The sequence below is a fragment of the Aeromicrobium sp. SORGH_AS_0981 genome (genome assembly GCF_031453195.1).
Classification (GTDB): domain Bacteria; phylum Actinomycetota; class Actinomycetes; order Propionibacteriales; family Nocardioidaceae; genus Aeromicrobium.
In genome coordinates this window covers 2,067,295-2,086,625 of sequence record NZ_JAVIZD010000001.1, presented here as the reverse complement: position 1 = coordinate 2,086,625, position 19,331 = coordinate 2,067,295, and the positions used below count along the sequence as shown (strand labels likewise).

Below are 19,331 nucleotides of genomic sequence, written 5' to 3'. Positions count from 1 at the left end.
CATGGCCACCATCGAGATGAAGAACATCGTCAAGAAGTACGGTGACGGCTTCCCCGCGGTCAACGACGTCAGCATCGACGTCGCCGACGGCGAGTTCCTGATCCTCGTCGGGCCCTCGGGCTGCGGGAAGTCGACGCTGCTGCGGATGATCGTCGGCCTGGAGGACATCACCTCCGGCGACATGGTCATCGGCGGCGAGCGGGTGAACGACCTCGCCCCGCGCGACCGCAACCTGGCGATGGTCTTCCAGAACTACGCGCTCTACCCGCACCTCACCGTGTACGAGAACATCGCCTTCCCCCTGCGCCTGAAGAAGCGCCCCGAGAAGGAGATCGACGAGAAGGTCCGCCAGGCGAGCAGGACGCTCGACCTCGACGAGCACCTCGAGCGCAAGCCCGGCAACCTCTCCGGCGGCCAGCGCCAGCGGGTCGCCATGGGTCGCGCGATCGTGCGCGACGCGAAGGCGTTCCTGTTCGACGAGCCGCTGTCGAACCTCGACGCCAAGCTGCGCGGCCAGATGCGCACCGAGATCGCCCGGCTGCAGAAGCAGCTCGGCATCACCACCGTCTACGTCACGCACGACCAGACCGAGGCCATGACGCTCGGTGACCGGGTGGCCGTCATGAAGCGTGGCGTGCTGCAGCAGCTGGCGTCGCCCCGCGAGCTGTACGAGCAGCCGGTCAACCTGTTCGTCGCCGGCTTCATCGGCTCCCCGCCGATGAACTTCCTGCCCGCCACCGTCGAGGACGGCCAGGTCACGCTCCCGTTCGGCACCTTCCCGCTGCCCGCCGACAAGGCCGAGCGCACCGCGGGCAAGGGGCTGCTGCTCGCGGGCATCCGCCCCGAGCACTTCGAGGACGTGTCGGTGATGGCCGACGACGCCGTCGACGGCACGCGCACGTTCGAGGCGCACGTGGACGTGCGCGAGTGGCTCGGCGACCAGCAGTACGCGTACGTGCCCTACGACGCCGAGGCGCAGGTGCAGGACCAGCTGCGCGACCTCGCGCGCGAGGCCGACAGCGAGTCGCTGCGCACGCAGCTCGTCGTCTCGCTCGACGCGGCCAGCGGCGCGCAGGGCGACGACGACGTGACCCTGTTCATCGACTCCGACCGGCTGCACTTCTTCGACCCGCAGAGCGGCGAGAACCTGACGGTCGGCCTCTGACCGTCGGAGGCCGGACGAGGACCCGGCCGTCGGGGCGCGTCAGCGTCGCGGCGGCCGGGACCGGACCCGCACCTGCCCCATGACCTCGGCGTTCCAGTCGTGCTCGCGGATGAGGCGGTACCGCTCGCAGGCCACCCGCAGGTACGCGGCGGCCAGACGCTCCTTCGGCCCGCGGACGCCGGCGTCCTCGATGAGGCGCGCGACGGGCTCGAACTCCTCGGCGTACCAGCGCGCCGCCATCGTCGGCTTGTCCATGTAGGCGCGCTCGGCATGCATCGTCCGCGCCCCCCAGGCCTCGACGGTCTCGGCGATCTCGCCGTACTGCTCCGGGTGGTCGAACGCGATCGCCGCGCGCGCCTCCCCCGTGAACGGGACGCGCTCCAGCATGAGCCGTCGCCAGTGCTTGAGCTCCAGGTCGGACCGGACGTCGACGCCCGTGGGGGTGAGCAGCGTGTCGACGGCGGTCACCCGCGCCTCGATCACCGAGTCCCCCATGCTCCGGGCCACGGAGACGCGGTGGTGCCCGTCGCGCACGAAGTAGTAGTCGCCGACCTGGTACACCTCGATCGGCGGGATGACCTCGCCCCGGCGGGTGGCCAGCGCCAGCCGCTCCCAGCGCTCGCGGCTGCGCGTCGACGTCGGGCGGAAGCGACGGTCGAAGTCGCGCTCCTTGTCGACGGACCCCACGATCGCGTCGAGCGGGATGACCTTCGTGCCGACGTAGTGCTCGCCACGGCGACCGAGGGCCTCCACGACCTCGTCGAAGGACAGCGACCGCACGACGTCGTCGCGGTCGTTGCGCAGCCGCGCCGCCAGCGACGCGAGCACCTGCGCACGGCGGGCGCGCAGGAAGTCGCTCTCGGCGTCCACGCGGGGCGAGCCGGAGTCACTGACCATCGGAGCCTCCTTCGGCGGCGACGCCGACCGGCCGACGGATCGGCTCGACGTCGATGAGCTGGTAGGGGATGACGTTGCGCAGCGTGGTCGGTCCGACCTGCCGGTCGGGCTTGGCCATGCCGTAGGGGTGGACGTGCCCGTGCAGGTGCCACGTCGGGCGCAGGACGTCGAGCACCTGGTGCAGCGCGTCGAAGCCCCGATGAGGCGGGTCGTCCTCGTCGCCGAGGCCGCTCGGCGGGGAGTGCGTGAGCAGCAGGTCGACGGGCTCGCCGCCGGCGCGGCGCAGGAGCCGCCGGGCGCGTCGCGCGAGCTGGCGCTGCGTGTACTGGTTGGCGCCGTGGCTGTAGCGGATGCTGCCGCCCAGACCCGCGATCCGCAGGCCCGCCGCCTCGACGACCCGTCCGTCGGCGCTCCTGCAGCCGAGCGGCCGCGGGTCGGCGTGCGGCATGCCGTCGCCGGTCAGCACCGCCCGCCAGCCGGTCGCGCGCGTGACGACCTCGGGGTCGTGGTTGCCCGGGACGAAGACGACCGGGACGTCCAGGGCCGAGGCCAGGAACTCGAGGTAGTCCCAGGGCAGGTCCCCCGTGCCGACGACGAGGTCGGGCGCGAGCCGGCGCACCTGCGGGTGGTGGATCGAGTCCACCACCTCGTCGGACACCGCCAGCACGCGCACCATGACCCCACCGTAGGCACCACAGGCCCGTGGCGCGAGGGCGTCAGGCCGGGTCGGGGCCCTCCTCGGCCCAACGTCGCTTGTCCTCCTCGATCCGTCGGCCGAGCACGAACGCGCTGACCCAGAGGAGCGCGAACATGCCGCCCACGAAGAACATCGCCGGCACGAGGAAGCCGAGCGCGACCGACGCCACCTGGATGACGTGCCCGACGGTGTAGCCCCAGGGGCGGCGCAGCATGCCCGCGGTGAGGATGCACAGCACCGCCAGCCCCAGCCCGAGCGGGAGCGCGGTCGAGGCGGGCACGTCCTCGACGGTGATCATGACCGGGGTGCTGAGACCGAGGAGGATCGCCTCGAACGTGAGCATCGCGGCGCACATGCCCCTCATGCGGCACCGCCGGCCGGTCCGCCGCCGAGCAGGATGCGCGCCTCGCCGGCCGTGACGACCGACCCGATCACCAGCACGCCACCGCTGCCGATCGCCTCCTCCATGCCCTCGCCGGTCTCGGCCATGGAGATCGCCCGCACGAGGGCGTCGTCGAGGCTGCGCACGACGGTCACGCGGTCCTCGCCGAACACCTCCTCGGCCAGCTCGCCGAGCTCCTCGGCGCGCATCGAGCGGTCGAGGCTGTTCTGCGTGCACACGACGTGCGCCAGGACGGGCTCCAGCTCGCGCAGCATCTCCTCGACGTCCTTGTCGGCCATGGCGCCGACGACGCCGACCAGCGGGCTGAACGTGAACGCGTCCTGCACCGTCTCGACCGCCGCCCGCACGCCGTGCGGGTTGTGGGCGGAGTCGACGAGCACGGTGGGGCTGCGGCGCAGGACCTCGAGGCGACCGGGCGACGTGACCTCGCCGAACGCGGCGCGCACGAGGTCGGCGTCGAGCTCGGCGTCGACGAAGGCCTCCACGGTCGCGAGCGCCACGGCGGCGTTCTGCGCCTGGTGGGCGCCGTGCAGCCGCAGGAGCACGTCGTCGTAGCGCGCGTTGAGCCCCTGCAGCGCGACCTGCTGCCCGCCGACGGCGTTGAGCCGCTCGACGACGCCGAAGTCGACGCCCTCGCGCAGCACCGTGGCGCCGACCTCGAGGCTGCGGCGCACGAGCACGTCGAGCACGTCGGGCTCCTGCGCGGCGAGCACCGCGTGCGAGCCGGCCTTGATGATCCCCGACTTCTCGACGGCGACCTCGGCGGCGGTGTCGCCGAGGTAGCGGGCGTGGTCGACGGCCACCGGGGTGACCACGGCGACCTTGCCGTGCGCGACGTTGGTCGCGTCCCACGAGCCGCCCATGCCGACCTCGACGACGGCGGCGTCGACGGGCGCGTCGGCGAACGCGGCGAACGCCATCGCGACGGTCAGCTCGAAGAACGAGACCGGGTGCGGCTGGCTGTCGTCGACGACCTGCGCGTACGCGGCGACGTCGGCGAACGCCTCGACGAACTGCTCCTCGGTGAGCGGCTCGCCGTCGAGGCTGATCCGCTCGGTCATGCTCTGCAGGTGCGGGCTGGTGAACCGCCCCGTGCGCAGGTCGAGCGCCCGCAGCAGCGCGTCGACCATGCGCGCGGTCGACGACTTGCCGTTGGTCCCGGTGAGGTGCACGACGGGGTAGGCGTCCTGCGGGTCGCCGAGCAGGCGGCAGAGTGCGGTGATGCGCTCGAGCGACGGCTCGAGCCTGGTCTCGGGCCAGCGGCCCAGCAGGGCGGCCTCGACCTCGGCGTAGGTGGGGTTCATCACCGCCAGTATCCCAGGCGGCGCCGCACCCGCGTCGGTCGGCGCACAGGCCCGTCCCCGGGACCGGACCAGGGTTCCCACCCATTCCCTCGGGCACCCCGGGTCCGCCATGCTGGTCCCGCGGCGGCGAGCGTCGCGCGGAGGGTCGAGGAGGTTCCGATGGGCCGGCAGGTCAGCAGCTGGATCACGCACCGCTGGGGCAAGTGGCCGGTGCTCGTCGTCCTCGTCGGCCTGCTCCTCGGCCTCGGGCTGGCCTTCGGCACCAAGCTCAGCGACGTGCAGCGCAACGAGGCGTCGTCGTTCCTGCCGGCCGACGCGCAGTCGACCCGGGTGATCGAGCGGGCGTCGCGCTTCGCCGACCCTGACGTGCTGCCGGCGATCGTGCTCCTCGTGCGCGACGGCGGGGCCCGACCGCAGGACCTGCAGCGCCTCGTCGCGCTGAAGTCCGAGCTAGCCACCGTGCCCGAGGTCACCGGGGACGTCGTCGGGCCGATCCCGTCGCGGGACGGCGAGGCTGCCGAGCTGGTCGTGAACCTGCGCGTCGACGCCGACGCCGGGCTGGAGCGGCTCCCCGACGCGGTGCAGGAGCTGCGCGACCTCGCGGAGAAGGACGCCGACGGCGCCGAGGTGTACGTCGCGGGTCCCGCCGCGCTCGGTGCCGACCAGGCGCAGGCGTTCGCGGGGATCGACGGCATCCTGCTGCTCGCGGCGGTCTCGGTCGTCGTCGTCATGCTGCTGCTGACCTACCGCAGTCCCGTGCTGTGGGTCATCCCGCTGTTCTGCGGGGTGCTGAGCGTGTTCGCGGCGCAGGGGGTGGTCTACCTCCTCGCGAAGCACGCCGGCCTCACCGTCAACGGGCAGAGTGCCGGCATCCTGTCGGTCCTCGTGCTCGGCGCGGGCATCGACTACGCGCTGTTGATCGTCGCGCGCTACCGCGAGGAGCTGCGCAACACCGCTGACCGTCACGAGGCGATGGCGCACGCCCTCCACCGGGCCGCGCCGGCCGTGCTGGCGAGCGGCTCGACGGTCGTGGTGGGCCTGCTCTGCCTGCTGCTCGCGCAGATGCAGGCCACGGCCGGCCTGGGTCCCGTCGCCGCCGCAGGCATCGTCGTCGCGCTCGTGACGATGCTGGGGCTGCTGCCGGTGCTGCTGGTCGTGTCCGGACGCTGGGTGTTCTGGCCCTTCGTGCCGCACCACGGCGACCCGCAGCCCGCCGAGGACGGCGTGTGGGGCCGCGTCGGACGCCGCATCGCCCATCGTCCTCGTGCTGTGTGGGCAGTGACGACCCTCCTCCTGGCGGTCTTCACGGTCGGACTCGTGCAGCTCGACGCCAATGGTCTCTCCGACGCCGAGCAGTTCACCACCGAGCAGCCGTCGATCGTCGCCGAGGGCAAGCTCGCCGAGCACTTCCCCGGGGGTGCGGGCTCGCCGGTGCAGGTGGTCGTCGACGCTGCGCACGTCGACGACGCGGCGGCCGCCCTGCAGGACGTCCGGGGCATCGCACCGGACTCCGTCTCCCGTCCCGTCGTGCGAGGCGACGTCGGCTACGTCGAGGGCACGCTGGAGGCTGCGCCGGACTCACGAGCCGCCTTCGACACCATCGACCGGGCCCGCGACGCCATGGCCGACGTCCCGGGCGACCCGCTCGTGGGTGGCACGACGGCGATCAACCACGACGTCCAGGAGGCCTCTGCAGCCGACACGCGCCTGATCATCCCCGTCGTCCTGCTCGCGGTGCTGCTGATCCTCGGCGTGCTGCTGCGCTCCGTGATGGCACCGATCGTCCTGCTCGTCACGGTCGTGCTCTCGTTCGGGGCGGCGCTCGGCATCAGCGCGCTGGTGTTCCGGCACCTGTTCGGGTTCGGCGGCACCGACTCCTCGTTCCCGCTCTACGCCTTCGTGTTCCTGGTGGCGCTCGGCATCGACTACAACATCTTCCTCATGACCCGCGTGCGCGAGGAGTCGCTCGTGCACGGCACCCGCCGTGGTGCTCTCGTCGGCCTCGCGGCGACGGGCGGCGTGATCACGTCGGCAGGACTGGTGCTGGCCGGCACGTTCGCCGCACTCGGGTCGCTGCCCATCGTGTTCCTCGCCGAGCTCGGCTTCGCCGTGGCGCTCGGCGTGCTCCTCGACACGCTGGTGGTCCGGTCGGTGCTGGTCACCGCCCTCACCCTCGACCTCGGTCGCTGGATGTGGTGGCCGAGCGCGCTGTTCCGCACCGACGGCGGTCATGCGACGTCGACCGGGCACGCCGTGACCCACCACGTCGCCGACGCCGCGCACCCGGCGGAGCCCGTGACCGGCCACGACTCCCCCGAGCACCGCGCCTGAGGGGACCGACGTGCAGGTCGTGGTGGTCGAGCACGGGGCCCTGGTGCCATGGCTGGGAGGGCTGCGTCGACTGTTCGACGCCGAGTACCTCGCCGAGCACGGGGCCTGGGACCCGGAGCAGCCCTACGGCTACGCCCCGGCCGACCTGCACGTGGTGGGGAGTCTCGACCGACGGGTGGTCGCCCACGTCGGCCTGCAGCGACGGACGATCGGCGTCGGTGACGTCGACGTGGTCGTCGCCGGGGTCGGGGGTGTGCTGGTGGCTCACGCGGCTCGAGGCTCGGGCCTGGGACGAACGGTCCTGCGGGAGACGGCCCGCGCGGCGCGCGAGGTGGCTGCGGCTGACTTCGCGTACCTCGGCTGCCGTGAGGAGGTGGTGCCGTTCTACCGGTCCTGCGGATGGACGCGCACCAGGGTCCGCGAGCGCAGCCTCAGCACGGTCGACGGCGCGCCCGTCGTGCAGGAGCCGGGGCCGCCGGTCCTGCTGCATCCCGCCGGACGTCCAGTCGCCGACTGGCCGGACGGTGACGTCGACCTGCGGGGCCGCCCCTGGTAGCGCCGTGGGCGCGGCGCTCGGGGCACACTCGGGACGTGGACCTCTGGCACGACCTCGCCGACCAGTACCGCGCGTTCGCCCGGGACGCGGCGGACTCCCCCACCTTCGCCGCATGGTCGGCGGCCGTCGCCGAGGACGCCGAGGTGCTGGCGTGGCTGGGCAGCCTGCCCCGGCTGAAGCAGCAGCCGAACCTCGTCCTCGCCGCCGCGAGGCTGCACGGCGTGCCGGCGCCCGGGCCGTACGCCGCCCTCCGTGACGCCCTCCTGGGCGACGGCATCGACGGCCCCGTCCGCGCCACGATCCTGTCCCGCTCGACGCAGACCAACGAGGTCGGCCGGCTCGCGACCCTCGTCCCTGCGTTCGCGCTCCTGGCGGCACGGCACGGCGGCGCACCGCTGTCGCTGCTGGAGGTCGGGGCGAGCGCCGGCCTGTGCCTCTACCCCGACCGCTACACCTACCGCTGGCGCACGGACGACGGCGACGTCGTCGTCGGCACCGGTCCTGGGCTCGCCTGCGACGTCACGGGGCCAGCGCCCCTCCCCCGGCGCGTCCCCCTCGTCGGCGCACGTCGCGGGATCGACCTGAACCCGCTCGACGTCACCTCGCCAGAGGACGTGGCCTGGCTTGAGACGCTCGTCTGGCCCGAGCACGACGACCGCCGCGCCCGGCTCCGCGCCGCGCTCGAGGTCGCGCGTGCCGACCCGCCGCACGTCGTCGCGGGCGACCTGCTCACCGAGCTGCCGCGGCTGTTCGAGGAGGCCGCGGCCGACGGACCGGTCGTCGTGCTCCACAGCGCCGTGATCGCCTACCTCGACGACGCCCAGCGGGTCACGTTCGACGAGCTGGCCCGCGGCCTCGTCGCCGACGGCGCCTGCCACTGGGTGAGCAACGAGTCACCGGGCGTGCTCCCGTCGATCACCGCCAACGCCTCCTCCCCCGCTCCCGAGCACCACGCGTTCGTGCTCGGGGTCGACGGCCGGGCCGTCGCGTGGACCCACGGGCACGGCCGCACGCTGCACTGGCTCGCCTGACCGCACGCGACCTGGACGCTTCACTCGGATCCGGAACCCGACTACGCTCCTGCGCATGAGCGAACCGGGGGGACGCGAGCCGTTCTGGGACGTGGTGCGACGACGCGATCCCGACGTCGACATCGTGCTGCTGCCACCCGCAGGGACGACACCGCCACCGCCCGTCGGCGGCGAGCCGGTCACGGCCGAGGAGGCGCACCGCGTCGCCGACCGGCGGGCCAGATCGTCGCGGGCAACGACGACGGCGTGCTGTCAGCCGAGCACCGCCACGACCCGTGGTACGGGCCGATGCAGGACCCCGAGGAAGATCGACAGCCTGTGCGCCGAGACACGGGGTTCGAGCAGTGAACCGTGCTAGGAGAGGAATGATCGTCGTGGGTCTCGTGAGCCTCCTGCTGACCGGCTGCGGGGCGGCGACGACGTTCCCGAGGGCCGTGAGGGACTGACCGTCATCAAGACTCGCGCCGACCGTGGACTCGCCGAGGCCACCGCTGCGGTGCGAACCGAGATCGGCGCCGAGCCGCGCGACGCGCGAGGCGCCTACGTCCAGGCGGGGTACTCCGGCGCCACCCTCCTCTACACCTACGAGGCACAGGCGACGTTCCGGACGCGGCAGCCGACCGACGTCGACGACGTCCGCACCGCTCTCGTCGACCTCGATCTCGACACATCGAAGGTGCTGGACGGGCTCGAAGGGGGACTCAGCATCACCGCCGGCGCCGAGGACCACGTCGTGTCCGTGGACCTCGACGCCGCGCGGACCACACTCACCGTGACGTCGCAGTCCTCCGGAGCGGAGATCAAGGCCTCCACGCTCTCCACGAAGGAGAAGGTCGACCTCCGCGAGCCCAAGCCGCTCTCCCTCGACCTGGACTGAGCGCCACCGCCATCCCGCCCACGGCCCGGCACCCCCGTTGCACCCCTCCGCCGCCCACGGCCCGGCACCCCCGCCGGGCGACCTCCTAGACTGTCCTCCCGTGAACACCGCACAGAACCGCGTCCCGGCCAAGCCCGCCCTCGAAGGTCTCGAGGAGCGGTGGAGCGGGGTATGGGCCGAGCAGGGCACCTACGCGTTCGACCGGACGAAGAGCCGCGACGAGGTGTACTCCATCGACACCCCTCCGCCCACCGTCTCGGGCTCGCTGCACGTCGGCCACGTGTTCAGCTACACCCACACCGACCTCGTCGCCCGCTACCAGCGGATGAGCGGCAAGGAGGTGTTCTACCCGATGGGCTGGGACGACAACGGCCTGCCCACCGAGCGTCGGGTGCAGAACTACTACGGCGTGCGCTGCGACCCGTCGCTGCCCTACGACGCCGACTTCACCCCGCCCGCCAAGCCGGATCCGAAGAAGCAGGTGCCGATCAGCCGGCGCAACTTCATCGAGCTGTGCAACGAGCTGGTCGTCGAGGACGAGAAGGTCTTCGAGAAGCTGTGGCGCACCCTCGGCCTGTCGGTCGACTGGAGCCAGACGTACACGACCATCGGCGCCGACGCGCAGGCCACGAGCCAGCGCGCCTTCCTGCGCAACGTCGGCCGGGGCGAGGCGTACATGCAGGACGCGCCCACGCTGTGGGACGTCACCTTCCAGACCGCGGTGGCGCAGGCCGAGCTCGAGGCGCGCGACTACCCGGGCGCCTACCACCGGGTGGCGTACCACCTGCCCGACGGCAGCCGCGTGCACGTCGAGACGACGCGGCCGGAGCTGACGCCCGCCGCCGTCGCGCTCATCGCGCACCCCGACGACGAGCGCTACTCCCACCTGTTCGGCGGGACCGCCACGTCGCCGCTGTTCGGCGTCGAGGTGCCGATCCACCCGAGCACGCTCGCCGACCCCGAGAAGGGCTCCGGCATCGTGCACTGCTGCACGTTCGGCGACCTGACCGACGTGCAGTGGTGGCGCGAGCTGCAGCTGCCCAACCGCACCGTGATCGGTCGCGACGGCCGGGTGCTGCGCGAGGTGCCGGAGTGGGTCGCGGGCGGCCCGGGCGAGGAGCTGTGGGCCGAGCTGGCCGGCAAGACCACGTTCAGCGCGCGCGAGGCGATCGTGCAGGCCCTGCGCGACAGCGGCGACCTCGACGGCGAGCCCGAGCCGACGCAGCGCGTCGCGAACTTCTACGAGCGCGGCGACAAGCCGCTCGAGATCGTCTCCACCCGGCAGTGGTACGTCAAGAACGGCGGGCGAGACGCCGACCTGCGCTCCGCGCTGGTCGCTCGGGGTGACGAGATCGACTGGACGCCGGGCTACATGCAGAGCCGCTACACCAACTGGATCGAGGGCCTCAACGGCGACTGGCTGATCAGCCGCCAGCGCTTCTTCGGCATCCCGTTCCCGGTCTGGTACCGCCTCGACGCGGAGGGCCAGCCCGACTACGACGACCCGATCTTCGCCGCGGAGGACACCCTGCCCGTCGACCCCGCGTCGCAGGCCCCGCCCGGCTTCGAGGAGGCCCAGCGCGGCCAGGCCGGCGGCTTCGTCGCCGACCCCGACGTGCTCGACACCTGGGCCACGTCGTCGCTGACCCCCCAGATCGTGTGCGGGTGGGAGCGCGACGCCGACCTCTTCGCGCGCACGTTCCCGATGGACCTGCGCCCGCAGGGTCACGACATCATCCGCACCTGGCTGTTCTCGACCGTCGTGCGCTCGCACCAGGAGTTCGGGCAGGTGCCGTGGAGCCACACGGCGCTCTCGGGCTTCGTGGTCGACCCCGACCGCAAGAAGATGAGCAAGTCCAAGGGCAACGTGGTGGTGCCCGACGAGATCCTCGACAAGTACGGCGCCGACGCCGTCCGCTGGCGCGCTGCCCTCGCACGTCCGGGCTCGGACTCCCCGTTCGACGAGACGCAGATGAAGGTCGGGCGACGGCTGGCGATGAAGGTGCTCAACGCGAGCAAGTTCGTGCTCGCCGCGCCGGAGGACTACGGTCTCGGCGCGACCGCCGCCGACCTCGACCTCGCGCGTGTGACCGAGCCGCTGGACCGGTCGGTGCTCGCGGCGCTCGGACGCGTCGTCGAGCAGGCCACCGCCCACTTCGAGGCGTACGACTACTCGTCGGCGCTCGAGGTCACCGAGAAGTTCTTCTGGGACTTCTGCGACGACTACCTCGAGCTCGTCAAGGAACGTGCTCGCCGCGACGACGAGGGCGGGACGTCGGCGAAGGCCACGTTCGTGATCGCGCTGTCGACCCAGCTGCGTCTGCTCGCCCCGTTCCTGCCCTACGTGACCGAGGAGGTCTGGAGCTGGTGGCAGGAGGGCTCGGTGCACCGCGCGTCGTGGCCGACCGCCGCGGACGTGGCCGTCGACGGTGACGTCACCCTGCTGCCGACCGCCGCCGAGGCGCTCGCGGGCATCCGCGGCGCGAAGTCGGTGGCCAAGGTGAGCCAGCGCACCGAGGTGACGGCGGTGACCGTCCGCGGACCGCAGGCGTCGCTCGACCGCCTCCTGCTGGCCGTCGACGACGTCAGGGCCGCGGGTCGCGTGACCGGTGAGCTGACGACGTCGGCCGACGACTCGACCACCGAGCTCGTCACCGACGCCACCCTCGCCCCCACCGACTAGTCCCCTCCCCGGTGCTCGTTTGGGTGGGGCCCCACCCAAACGCGCACTTCCGGCGCATGTTTGCGTGGGGGCGAGCAGGTTTCCGTGGGGCCCCACCCAAACGCGCTCCCGCGGCGGATGTTCGCGTGGGGGCGAGCCGGCTTCCGTGGGGCCCCACGGAAACGCGCGGCGTCAGCGCGAGCGGTCAGGCGGTCTCGAGGGTCTCGAAGCGGATGCCGGCGGCCTGGAGGCGCTCGATCAGCGGGCGGCCCATCGCGACGGCGGTGGTGGTCTGGCCAGCGACCTTCGGCACGTCGTCGAAGGCGAGGCACAGCGCCGACTCGCTGAGCATCTTCGCCGTCTCGTCGTAGCCCGGGTCGCCGCCGCTCACCTGCGTGACGACGCGCTTGCCGCCGCCCTCACCGACCAGGCGGAGCGAGAACCACGACGACGCCCGCTTCTCGGGGCTCGGGCCGTCGCCCTGGGCGCGCAGCTTCAACAGGGCCTTGCGGGTCGGCGCGAGCTGCGAGCCCGCGAGCAGGACGCCCGCCCCGACCACGGTCCCGGCCAGGACAGGGAGCTTCTTGAACTGGGCGAAGTGGGAGTAGGTGAACTGCGGGCCGTAGCGCTCGAGGGCGCGCGCCGAGCGCAGCACGACCTGCGGGTCGATGGTCGGCAGCGGGAGCGCCCAGCCCTTCCCGCCAGCGCCTCGCCCGATCGAGCCGCCGCCGCGGACCGAGCGGCCCTGCGGACGCTGCTCACGCTGCTTGCGCTCCTTGGCGGTGGCGGCCGACTGGCGCAGCCGCGAGAACGCGCCGATCGCCGAGTGGTAGGTGCCGCCCGACGCGGTGCCCCCGGCGCGGATGTAGCCCTTCACGTCGATCGGGACGCCCTCCGGCAGCTGCTCGACGGTGTACAGCACGCCGAGGTCGTAGGGGATCGAGTCGAAGCCGCACGCGTGCACGAGCGTCGCGCCGGTGCGCAGCGCGGTCTCCTGGTGCTCCAACCAGGTGCGATCGACGAACTCGGGCTCGCCGGTCAGGTCGACGTAGGCGATGCCCGCCTCCGCGGCCGCCCTGACGGCGGAGTCGCCGTGCTGGACGTACGGACCGACGGTCGAGATGAGCACGCGTGTGCCCTCAGCCATCGCCCGCATCGAGGCGGCGTCGGACACGTCGGCCAGCACGATCTCGGGCGCCGTGCCGCCGGCGGCCTCGACCTCGTCGACCACGTTCTGCAGCTTGGCGGCGCTGCGCCCGGCGACGGCCCAGGTGCCGCCCTCGGGCAGGTGGGTGCCGAGGTAGACGGCGGTGAGCGTGCCGGTGAACCCGGTAGCCCCGAACAGGGTGATATCGACGGTCATGACGTCGACCCTAGCGGGCCGCGGGACGCTCCTCCCGAGGCAGACGTCGTCCTCCCCCGGCATCCTTGCCTCGGGAGGACGACGTTTACCACGGGACCGTGGTAAACCGTTCGGACGGACGAACCGTCAGGAGGCCTTCTTGGCCACTTCGTCGCGGGTGAGGACGGTCGGGCCCTCGTCGCCGCGGACGGTGGCGCCGGTGACGACGACCTTGGCGACGTCGTCGCGCGAGGGGATGTCGTACATGACGGGCTGCAGCACGTGCTCGATGATCGAGCGCAGACCACGGGCGCCGGTGTCGCGGGCGAGCGCGAGGTCGGCCATGGCCTCGCAGGCGTCGTCGGTGAACTCCAGCTCGACGTCGTCGAGCTCGAAGAGCCGCACGAACTGCTTGGTGAGCGCGTTGCGCGGCTCGGTGAGGATGGAGACCAGCGCCGGCTTGTCGAGCTTGTCGACCGCGGCGATGACCGGAAGACGGCCGATGAACTCGGGGATGAGGCCGAACTTCAGCAGGTCCTCCGGCAGCACCTGGGAGAACAGCTTCTCCGGGGCCGTCTCGGGCTTCTTCTCCGCGACGCCGCCGGTGTTGAACCCCAGGCCGACCTTGCCGCTGCGCTGCTCGATGATCTCCTCGAGCCCCGCGAACGCGCCGCCGACGATGAACAGCACGTTGGTGGTGTCGATCTGGATGAACTCCTGGTGCGGGTGCTTGCGCCCGCCCTGGGGCGGCACCGACGCGGTCGTGCCCTCGAGGATCTTCAGCAGTGCCTGCTGCACGCCCTCGCCCGACACGTCGCGCGTGATCGAGGGGTTCTCGGCCTTGCGCGAGATCTTGTCGACCTCGTCGATGTAGATGATGCCCGTCTCGGCCTTCTTGACGTCGTAGTCGGCGGCCTGGATGAGCTTGAGGAGGATGTTCTCGACGTCCTCGCCGACGTAGCCGGCCTCGGTGAGCGCGGTGGCGTCGGCGATCGCGAACGGGACGTTCAGCATGCGCGCCAGCGTCTGGGCGAGGTAGGTCTTGCCGCAGCCCGTGGGGCCGACCATGAGGATGTTGGACTTCGCCAGCTCGACGCCGTCGTCCTTGGCGCGTCCGGTCGTGGCCTGGGCCTGCACACGCTTGTAGTGGTTGTAGACGGCCACCGCGAGGTTCTTCTTCGCGCTGTCCTGACCCACCACGTAGCTGTTGAGGAACTCGAAGATCTCATGCGGCTTCGGCAGCTCGCCGAGGCTCAGCTCGGCACCCTCGGCCAGCTCCTCCTCGATGATCTCGTTGCAGAGGTCGATGCACTCGTCGCAGATGTACACGCCGGGGCCGGCGATGAGCTTCTTGACCTGCTTCTGGCTCTTGCCGCAGAACGAGCACTTCAAGAGGTCGGCGGTCTCACCGATGCGTGCCACGGGCGCGCTCCCTTCCGTCGAACGAACACTCACGACGCGGACGTCGTGTCGCCAGCCTCACACTACCGGCCGGCTCGGACCACCACCTGCGAACCGGCGACGCCACGCGCGTGTCGTGGCGTCGCCGGGTCGATCAGACGGCGGGGGTCTTCAGCGAGTCGAAGACCTGGTCGATGATCCCGTACTCCTTGGCCTGCTCGGCCGTCAGGATCTTGTCGCGCTCGACGTCCTTGCTGACGTCCTCGGGCGTCTTGCCGGTCGCGTCGGCGATCATCTGCTCCATCAGCGAGCGCATGCGCAGGATCTCGTTGGCCTGGATCTCCAGGTCGGAGATCTGGCCGCCGGTGCCCTCGGTGTACGGCTGGTGGATGAGGATGCGGCTGTTCGGCAGCGCGTAGCGCTTGCCGGGCGTGCCGGCGGCCAGCAGGACCGCGGCGGCGGAGGCCGCCTGGCCCAGGCAGACGGTCTGCACGTCGGACTTGAGGTAGCGCATCGTGTCGTAGATGGCCGTCATCGCGGTGAACGAGCCGCCCGGGCTGTTGATGTACAGCTGGATGTCGCGGTCGGCGTCCATCTGCTGCAGGCAGAGCAGCTGCGCCATGACCGCGTTGGCCACGTCGTCGCTGATCGGCGTGCCGACGAAGATGATGCGGTCCTCGAACAGCTTCGCGTAGGGGTCGATGCGCCGGAACCCGTAGGACGTGCGCTCCTCCCACTGCGGGATGTAGTAGCTCATGCGCCCTTGCCCACCTCTCCTGCGTTCTTGATGACCTGGTCGATGAAGCCGTAGTCCTTCGCCTGGTCGGGCGTGAACCAGCGGTCGCGGTCGGCGTCGGCCTCGATCTGCTCGATGCTCTGGCCGGTGTGCTGCGCCTGGAGCTCGTTGAGCTGCTTCTTGAGCAGGATGGACTGCTGCGCCTGGATCTTGATGTCCGACGCGGAGCCGCCGATGCCGCCCGAGGGCTGGTGCATCATGATGCGCGCGTGCGGCAGGGCGTAGCGCTTGCCCGGCGCGCCGGCGGCCAGCAGGAACTGCCCCATCGACGCGGCGAGGCCCATGGCCACGGTGGCGACGTCGTTGGAGATGAACTGCATGGTGTCGTAGATGGCCATGCCGGAGTCGACCGAGCCGCCGGGGCTGTTGATGTACAGGAAGATGTCGGCGTTCGGGTCCTCCGCGTTGAGCAGGAGCATCTGTGCGCAGATCGCGTTGGAGTTGGAGTCGCGCACCTCCGACCCGAGGAAGATGATCCGCTCGCGCAGCAGGCGCTGGTAGATGTGGCCGTCGAGGTCGGAGGGCCCGACGTCGGTGCCGGCCATCATGCGCAGGCCCGACGCGTCCGGACCCGGACCGTGCTGGGTGCTGACGTCTGGTGTGTTCACGTTCTCGACCCTAGAGGGCGAAGGGGCGCGAGACACGCGCGAACACGCCCTGTTCGCTGACAGCGTGACACGGCTCGCGCCCCGACCCGGTCAGTCCGACGTGCCCACGACGGTCTGGTCCCAGTCCATGACCGAGCCCGTGACGACCCCGCTCGCGTCGCTCAGCAGCAGCACGACGATGCCCGCCGCGTCCTCGGGCGTCGCGAGCCGGCCGGCCGGGAGTCGTTCGGCGGCCCGCCCACGCCAGTCGTCGCCGGCGTCGTGGAAGCGACGCTGGATGACGTCCTCGCCGTCGGAGTCGGTCCAGCCGATGTTCACGCCGTTCACGCGCACGCGGTCGAACCGGTGGGCGTAGGCGGCGTTCCTCGTCAGCCCGGCGAGCCCGGCCTTGGTGGCGGAGTACGGCGCGAGGTGGGGCTGCCCGCCGTGCGCGCTCATGGTGAGCACGTTGACGACCGAGCCCGGCTCGCCGCGGCGGACCATGTCGCCGATCGCGGCCTGCATGAGGAAGAACGGTCCGCGCAGGTTCACCGCGACGTGCTGCTCGAACATCTCCGGCGTCGTGTCGAGCACGCTGCCGCGCTCGGTGAACCCGGCCGCGTTGACCAGTCCGTCGACCCGGCCGTGGGCGGCCACGGTGGCCTTTACGGCAGCGCGGCACTCGTCGATGTCGGCCACGTCGCAGCGCACGAACCGGGCGTCACCGAGGGCGGACAGGTCGGCGACCGCCGCCTCGCCGACGTCGGCGCGACGTCCGGTGACGACCACCCGGGCGCCCTCGCGGAGCGCGGCGCGGGCGATGGCGAGACCGACGCCCTGGGTGCCTCCGGACACGAGGACGACGCGGTCGTCGAGGGAGCCCATCACCCGGCTCCGTCCGTGCGACGCCGCGCGGCGTACGCGCCGAGCGCCTGGCCGACCTGGTCGGCGTCGCGGCCGGCGGCGAGCGCCTGCTCGACGATCTCCGCCTGCGACAGCGGGGTCATGCCGTCGACGGGCTGGTCGAGGTCGAGGTTCGTCGGGAACGGGTAGCCCTCCGCGACCGAGGCGACCACACGACGCAGGGCGGCGTCGGACCAGCCGGCGGCCTTGCGCTCCAGAAGCGTCGGGTAGACCGCCGTCGTCGCGCGGGCCCGGTCGACGGCCTCCATGGCACGCCCGAACGCCGACGAGACCTGCAGCAGGTTCGCGACGCGCTGCACGTCGGCCGAGACGTTGCTGCCCGCGCCGTGCAGCAGGGCCGGGTTGAAGAACACGGCGTCGCCCTTCTCCAGCGGCAGCTGCACGTGGTGCTCGGCGAAGTAGTCGCGCACGTCGTCGCGACGGTAGGCGAGGTAGCCGGGTCCGTACTTCTGCGAGTGCGGCAGGTACAGCGTCGGGCCGCTCTCGACCGGCATGTCGACGTGCGCGACCGCGCCCTGGAGCGTGAGGACGGGCGAGAGGAGGTGCACGTGCGCCGGGTAGCGCGCTGCGACCTCGTCGGACAGGAAGCCGAGGTGGTAGTCGCGGTGCGGGTCCTGGGCCACGCCGCCGGGTCGGACGACGTTGACCTGCGACGTCACCTGGTAGGCGGGGCCGAGCCACGCGGTCGACACGAGGGCCAGCACGTCGTTCGCGTAGTAGTCGACGAACGTGGCGGGGTCGGTGACGGCCAGCTTCTCCAGCGCGTTCCAGATGCGGTCGTTGGCACCGGGCTTGGCGAAGTGGTCGCCCGCTGCTCCTCCCGCGGCCTTCTCCTGCGCGATGACCTCCTCGAAGGCGGCCGTGGCGCGGTCGACGACGTCGTGGTCGTCCCAGGCGCCCTTGAGCACGACGATCCCCGGTCCGTCGGTGAGCGCGTGGACGAGCTCGGCGCGCACGGCGTCCTCGCCCCCGGGCGACGCGACGGCAGCGCGCAGCGTCGCCGAGGCGTAGACGACGACGCCCTGCTCGACGCCGGCGGCGTGGGGGTAGTCGTCGGCACGCGTGGACTCCGACACCACCTCGACGAGGTCGGCGAGGCGCACGTCGTCGGGGGTGAACCGCGCACGGCGCGCGGCGGCTCGATCGGCAGGGGCGGTGTGGTGGACGAGACTCATGCTCGGCTCCTCGGGTCGGGCGGGGCGGGTGGGTACGGCACCACGCTAGGTCCGTCCACGCGTGCGCGGAGGGTCGAAAACCCCTCAAGAACACCTCAGAAAGAGGTCGCGCGCACTAGGCTGCGCGGGTGCCCCACCGTCACAAGGTCCGCGAGATCGCGCAGCAGAGCGGACTGAGCGAGGCCACGGTCGATCGCGTGCTGCACCGACGCCCTGGCGTGCGCGCGGCCACCGTGGCCGAGGTGGAGCGCGCCGTCGAGGAGCTCGACCGGCAGGCGTCCCAGCTGCGGCTGGTCGGGCGCACGTTCCTGCTCGACCTCGTCATGCAGGCGCCCGTCCGGTTCAGCACGGCGGTGCGCGCGGCGCTGGAGGCCGAGCTGCCGTCGCTGCGCCCCGCGGTCGTGCGCTCGCGGTTCCACCTGCGCGAGGAGGCCGACGTCGGTGCCATGGTCGCGACCCTGCGCGACGTCCGACGTCGACGCTCCCACGGCGTCGTGCTGAAGGCGCCTGACCACCCCGACGTCGCGGCCGAGGTGGCGGCCCTGTCCGACGCAGGCGTCCCCGTGGTCACGCTGGTCACCGACGTGCCACGCAGCCGCCGTCTGGCGTACGTCGGCATCGACAACGCGGCCGCGGGCCGCACCGCCGCGTACCTGGTGGCGCAGGCCGCCCCCGAGTCGGGTGCGGTCCTCGTGACCCTGAGCCGCAGCGACTTCCGCGGCGAGGAGCAGCGGGTGGAGGCGTTCGTCGACGCGCTGGCCGACCTGGCGCCGGACCGTCGCGTCGTCGACCTGACGGACACCGACGGCCTCGACCCGACCACGGGTGCGGGGGTGCGGGAGGCGTTGGCCGCCCACCCCGACGTGGACGCCGTCTACTCGGTGGGCGGCGGCAACCGCGCGACGCTCGACGCGTTCGCCGCCGTGGGACGCACGCCGCAGGTCTTCGTCGCCCACGACCTCGACGCCGACAACACCGAGCTGCTGCGGACCCGCCGCGTCCACTACGCCCTGCACCACGACCTGCGCGCCGACACCCGTCGGGCCTGCCGCCTCCTCCTGCAGCACCACGGCGCCCTCCCCGGCGCGCCGACGTCGGTGCCGTCGCAGGTCCAGGTCGTGACGCCGTTCAACCTCCCCCGCGCCTTCACCACCCCGTGAGCCCGCCCCGCACCCCGCTCAGC

The 19,331-nt window shown here is 72.1% G+C and carries 17 protein-coding genes; 7 read left to right on the top strand and 10 right to left on the bottom strand.

The window, feature by feature from the left end; translation table 11 throughout:
* The first annotated feature begins 1 nt into the window (after position 1).
* Positions 2-1,165, top strand: coding sequence for an ABC transporter ATP-binding protein (locus tag QE370_RS10565; RefSeq protein ID WP_253024368.1), 1,164 nt, complete (start codon positions 2-4; stop codon positions 1,163-1,165).
* A gap of 39 nt (positions 1,166-1,204) precedes the next feature.
* Here QE370_RS10565 and QE370_RS10560 read toward each other — a convergent pair whose 3' ends face one another.
* The 4 genes from QE370_RS10560 to QE370_RS10545 are packed head-to-tail and all read right to left on the bottom strand — an operon-like array spanning position 1,205 to position 4,466.
* Positions 1,205-2,062, bottom strand: coding sequence for a hypothetical protein (locus tag QE370_RS10560; protein WP_253024366.1), 858 nt, complete (start codon positions 2,060-2,062; stop codon positions 1,205-1,207).
* Positions 2,052-2,738 carry a metallophosphoesterase gene (locus tag QE370_RS10555; RefSeq protein ID WP_253024364.1) on the bottom strand — a complete coding sequence of 229 codons (687 nt, stop codon included), beginning with the start codon at positions 2,736-2,738 and terminating at the stop codon, positions 2,052-2,054. The genes QE370_RS10560 and QE370_RS10555 overlap by 11 nt, the downstream gene beginning before the upstream one ends.
* 40 nt (positions 2,739-2,778) lie before the next feature.
* A complete protein-coding gene (locus QE370_RS10550) occupies positions 2,779-3,123 on the bottom strand; it encodes a DUF4233 domain-containing protein (RefSeq protein ID WP_309634332.1) in 345 nt (114 codons plus the stop codon).
* Positions 3,120-4,466, bottom strand: a complete 1,347-nt coding sequence (locus tag QE370_RS10545) for a folylpolyglutamate synthase/dihydrofolate synthase family protein (RefSeq protein WP_309634331.1) — start codon at positions 4,464-4,466, stop codon at positions 3,120-3,122. The genes QE370_RS10550 and QE370_RS10545 overlap by 4 nt, the downstream gene beginning before the upstream one ends.
* A 159-nt stretch (positions 4,467-4,625) precedes the next feature.
* On the opposite strand from QE370_RS10545, the gene QE370_RS10540 reads away from it, so the two are divergent.
* From QE370_RS10540 to valS, 5 genes are all read left to right on the top strand, one after another.
* Complete coding sequence (locus QE370_RS10540; protein ID WP_309634330.1) at positions 4,626-6,797, top strand: MMPL family transporter; 2,172 nt, start codon at positions 4,626-4,628, stop codon at positions 6,795-6,797.
* Positions 6,798-6,807: 10 nt separating this feature from the next.
* On the top strand, positions 6,808-7,353 hold the full coding sequence (locus QE370_RS10535; protein ID WP_309634329.1) for a GNAT family N-acetyltransferase: 546 nt from the start codon (positions 6,808-6,810) through the stop codon (positions 7,351-7,353).
* 35 nt (positions 7,354-7,388) lie between these two features.
* Positions 7,389-8,384, top strand: coding sequence for a DUF2332 domain-containing protein (locus tag QE370_RS10530; protein ID WP_309634328.1), 996 nt, complete (start codon positions 7,389-7,391; stop codon positions 8,382-8,384).
* Between the two features lie 496 nt (positions 8,385-8,880).
* Positions 8,881-9,261: a hypothetical protein gene (locus QE370_RS10525; protein ID WP_309634327.1), complete on the top strand. Its 381-nt coding sequence runs from the start codon at positions 8,881-8,883 to the stop codon at positions 9,259-9,261.
* Positions 9,262-9,361: 100 nt separating this feature from the next.
* Positions 9,362-11,944, top strand: coding sequence for a valine--tRNA ligase (valS, locus tag QE370_RS10520; RefSeq protein ID WP_309634326.1), 2,583 nt, complete (start codon positions 9,362-9,364; stop codon positions 11,942-11,944).
* Positions 11,945-12,128: 184 nt separating this feature from the next.
* Here valS and QE370_RS10515 read toward each other — a convergent pair whose 3' ends face one another.
* The 6 genes from QE370_RS10515 to QE370_RS10490 form a co-directional block, all read right to left on the bottom strand.
* A complete protein-coding gene (locus QE370_RS10515) occupies positions 12,129-13,286 on the bottom strand; it encodes a saccharopine dehydrogenase NADP-binding domain-containing protein (protein WP_309634325.1) in 1,158 nt (385 codons plus the stop codon).
* 126 nt (positions 13,287-13,412) lie between these two features.
* Positions 13,413-14,687, bottom strand: coding sequence for an ATP-dependent Clp protease ATP-binding subunit ClpX (gene clpX / locus QE370_RS10510; RefSeq protein ID WP_309634324.1), 1,275 nt, complete (start codon positions 14,685-14,687; stop codon positions 13,413-13,415).
* A gap of 133 nt (positions 14,688-14,820) precedes the next feature.
* Positions 14,821-15,423, bottom strand: a complete 603-nt coding sequence (locus QE370_RS10505) for an ATP-dependent Clp protease proteolytic subunit (protein ID WP_067859031.1) — start codon at positions 15,421-15,423, stop codon at positions 14,821-14,823.
* A complete protein-coding gene (locus QE370_RS10500) occupies positions 15,420-16,007 on the bottom strand; it encodes an ATP-dependent Clp protease proteolytic subunit (RefSeq protein ID WP_309635255.1) in 588 nt (195 codons plus the stop codon). The genes QE370_RS10505 and QE370_RS10500 overlap by 4 nt, the downstream gene beginning before the upstream one ends.
* A gap of 153 nt (positions 16,008-16,160) precedes the next feature.
* Positions 16,161-16,934 (bottom strand): SDR family oxidoreductase, encoded by a 774-nt coding sequence (locus QE370_RS10495; protein ID WP_309634323.1) that lies wholly within the window; start codon positions 16,932-16,934, stop codon positions 16,161-16,163.
* Entirely contained in the window at positions 16,934-18,148 is a 1,215-nt protein-coding gene (locus QE370_RS10490; RefSeq protein WP_309634322.1) for a phytanoyl-CoA dioxygenase family protein, read from the bottom strand. Before QE370_RS10490 ends, QE370_RS10495 begins: the two co-directional genes overlap by 1 nt.
* A 128-nt stretch (positions 18,149-18,276) precedes the next feature.
* Here QE370_RS10490 and QE370_RS10485 point away from each other — a divergent pair, with 128 nt between their 5' ends.
* Positions 18,277-19,308, top strand: coding sequence for a LacI family DNA-binding transcriptional regulator (locus QE370_RS10485; protein WP_309634321.1), 1,032 nt, complete (start codon positions 18,277-18,279; stop codon positions 19,306-19,308).
* Positions 19,309-19,331 lie beyond the last annotated feature (23 nt).

What these genes read in the sequence shown, in the direction of transcription:
- QE370_RS10565 (WP_253024368.1), top strand. Translation starts at nt 2, where the DNA reads ATGGCCACCATCGAGATGAAGAACATCGTCAAGAAGTACGGTGACGGC.
- QE370_RS10500 (WP_309635255.1), bottom strand. Translation starts at nt 16,007, where the DNA reads ATGGCCGGCACCGACGTCGGGCCCTCCGACCTCGACGGCCACATCTAC.
- QE370_RS10540 (WP_309634330.1), top strand. Translation starts at nt 4,626, where the DNA reads ATGGGCCGGCAGGTCAGCAGCTGGATCACGCACCGCTGGGGCAAGTGG.
- QE370_RS10545 (WP_309634331.1), bottom strand. Translation starts at nt 4,466, where the DNA reads ATGAACCCCACCTACGCCGAGGTCGAGGCCGCCCTGCTGGGCCGCTGG.
- QE370_RS10560 (WP_253024366.1), bottom strand. Translation starts at nt 2,062, where the DNA reads ATGGTCAGTGACTCCGGCTCGCCCCGCGTGGACGCCGAGAGCGACTTC.
- QE370_RS10495 (WP_309634323.1), bottom strand. Translation starts at nt 16,934, where the DNA reads ATGGGCTCCCTCGACGACCGCGTCGTCCTCGTGTCCGGAGGCACCCAG.
- QE370_RS10550 (WP_309634332.1), bottom strand. Translation starts at nt 3,123, where the DNA reads ATGAGGGGCATGTGCGCCGCGATGCTCACGTTCGAGGCGATCCTCCTC.
- QE370_RS10555 (WP_253024364.1), bottom strand. Translation starts at nt 2,738, where the DNA reads ATGGTGCGCGTGCTGGCGGTGTCCGACGAGGTGGTGGACTCGATCCAC.
- QE370_RS10515 (WP_309634325.1), bottom strand. Translation starts at nt 13,286, where the DNA reads ATGACCGTCGATATCACCCTGTTCGGGGCTACCGGGTTCACCGGCACG.
- QE370_RS10505 (WP_067859031.1), bottom strand. Translation starts at nt 15,423, where the DNA reads ATGAGCTACTACATCCCGCAGTGGGAGGAGCGCACGTCCTACGGGTTC.
- QE370_RS10490 (WP_309634322.1), bottom strand. Translation starts at nt 18,148, where the DNA reads ATGAGTCTCGTCCACCACACCGCCCCTGCCGATCGAGCCGCCGCGCGC.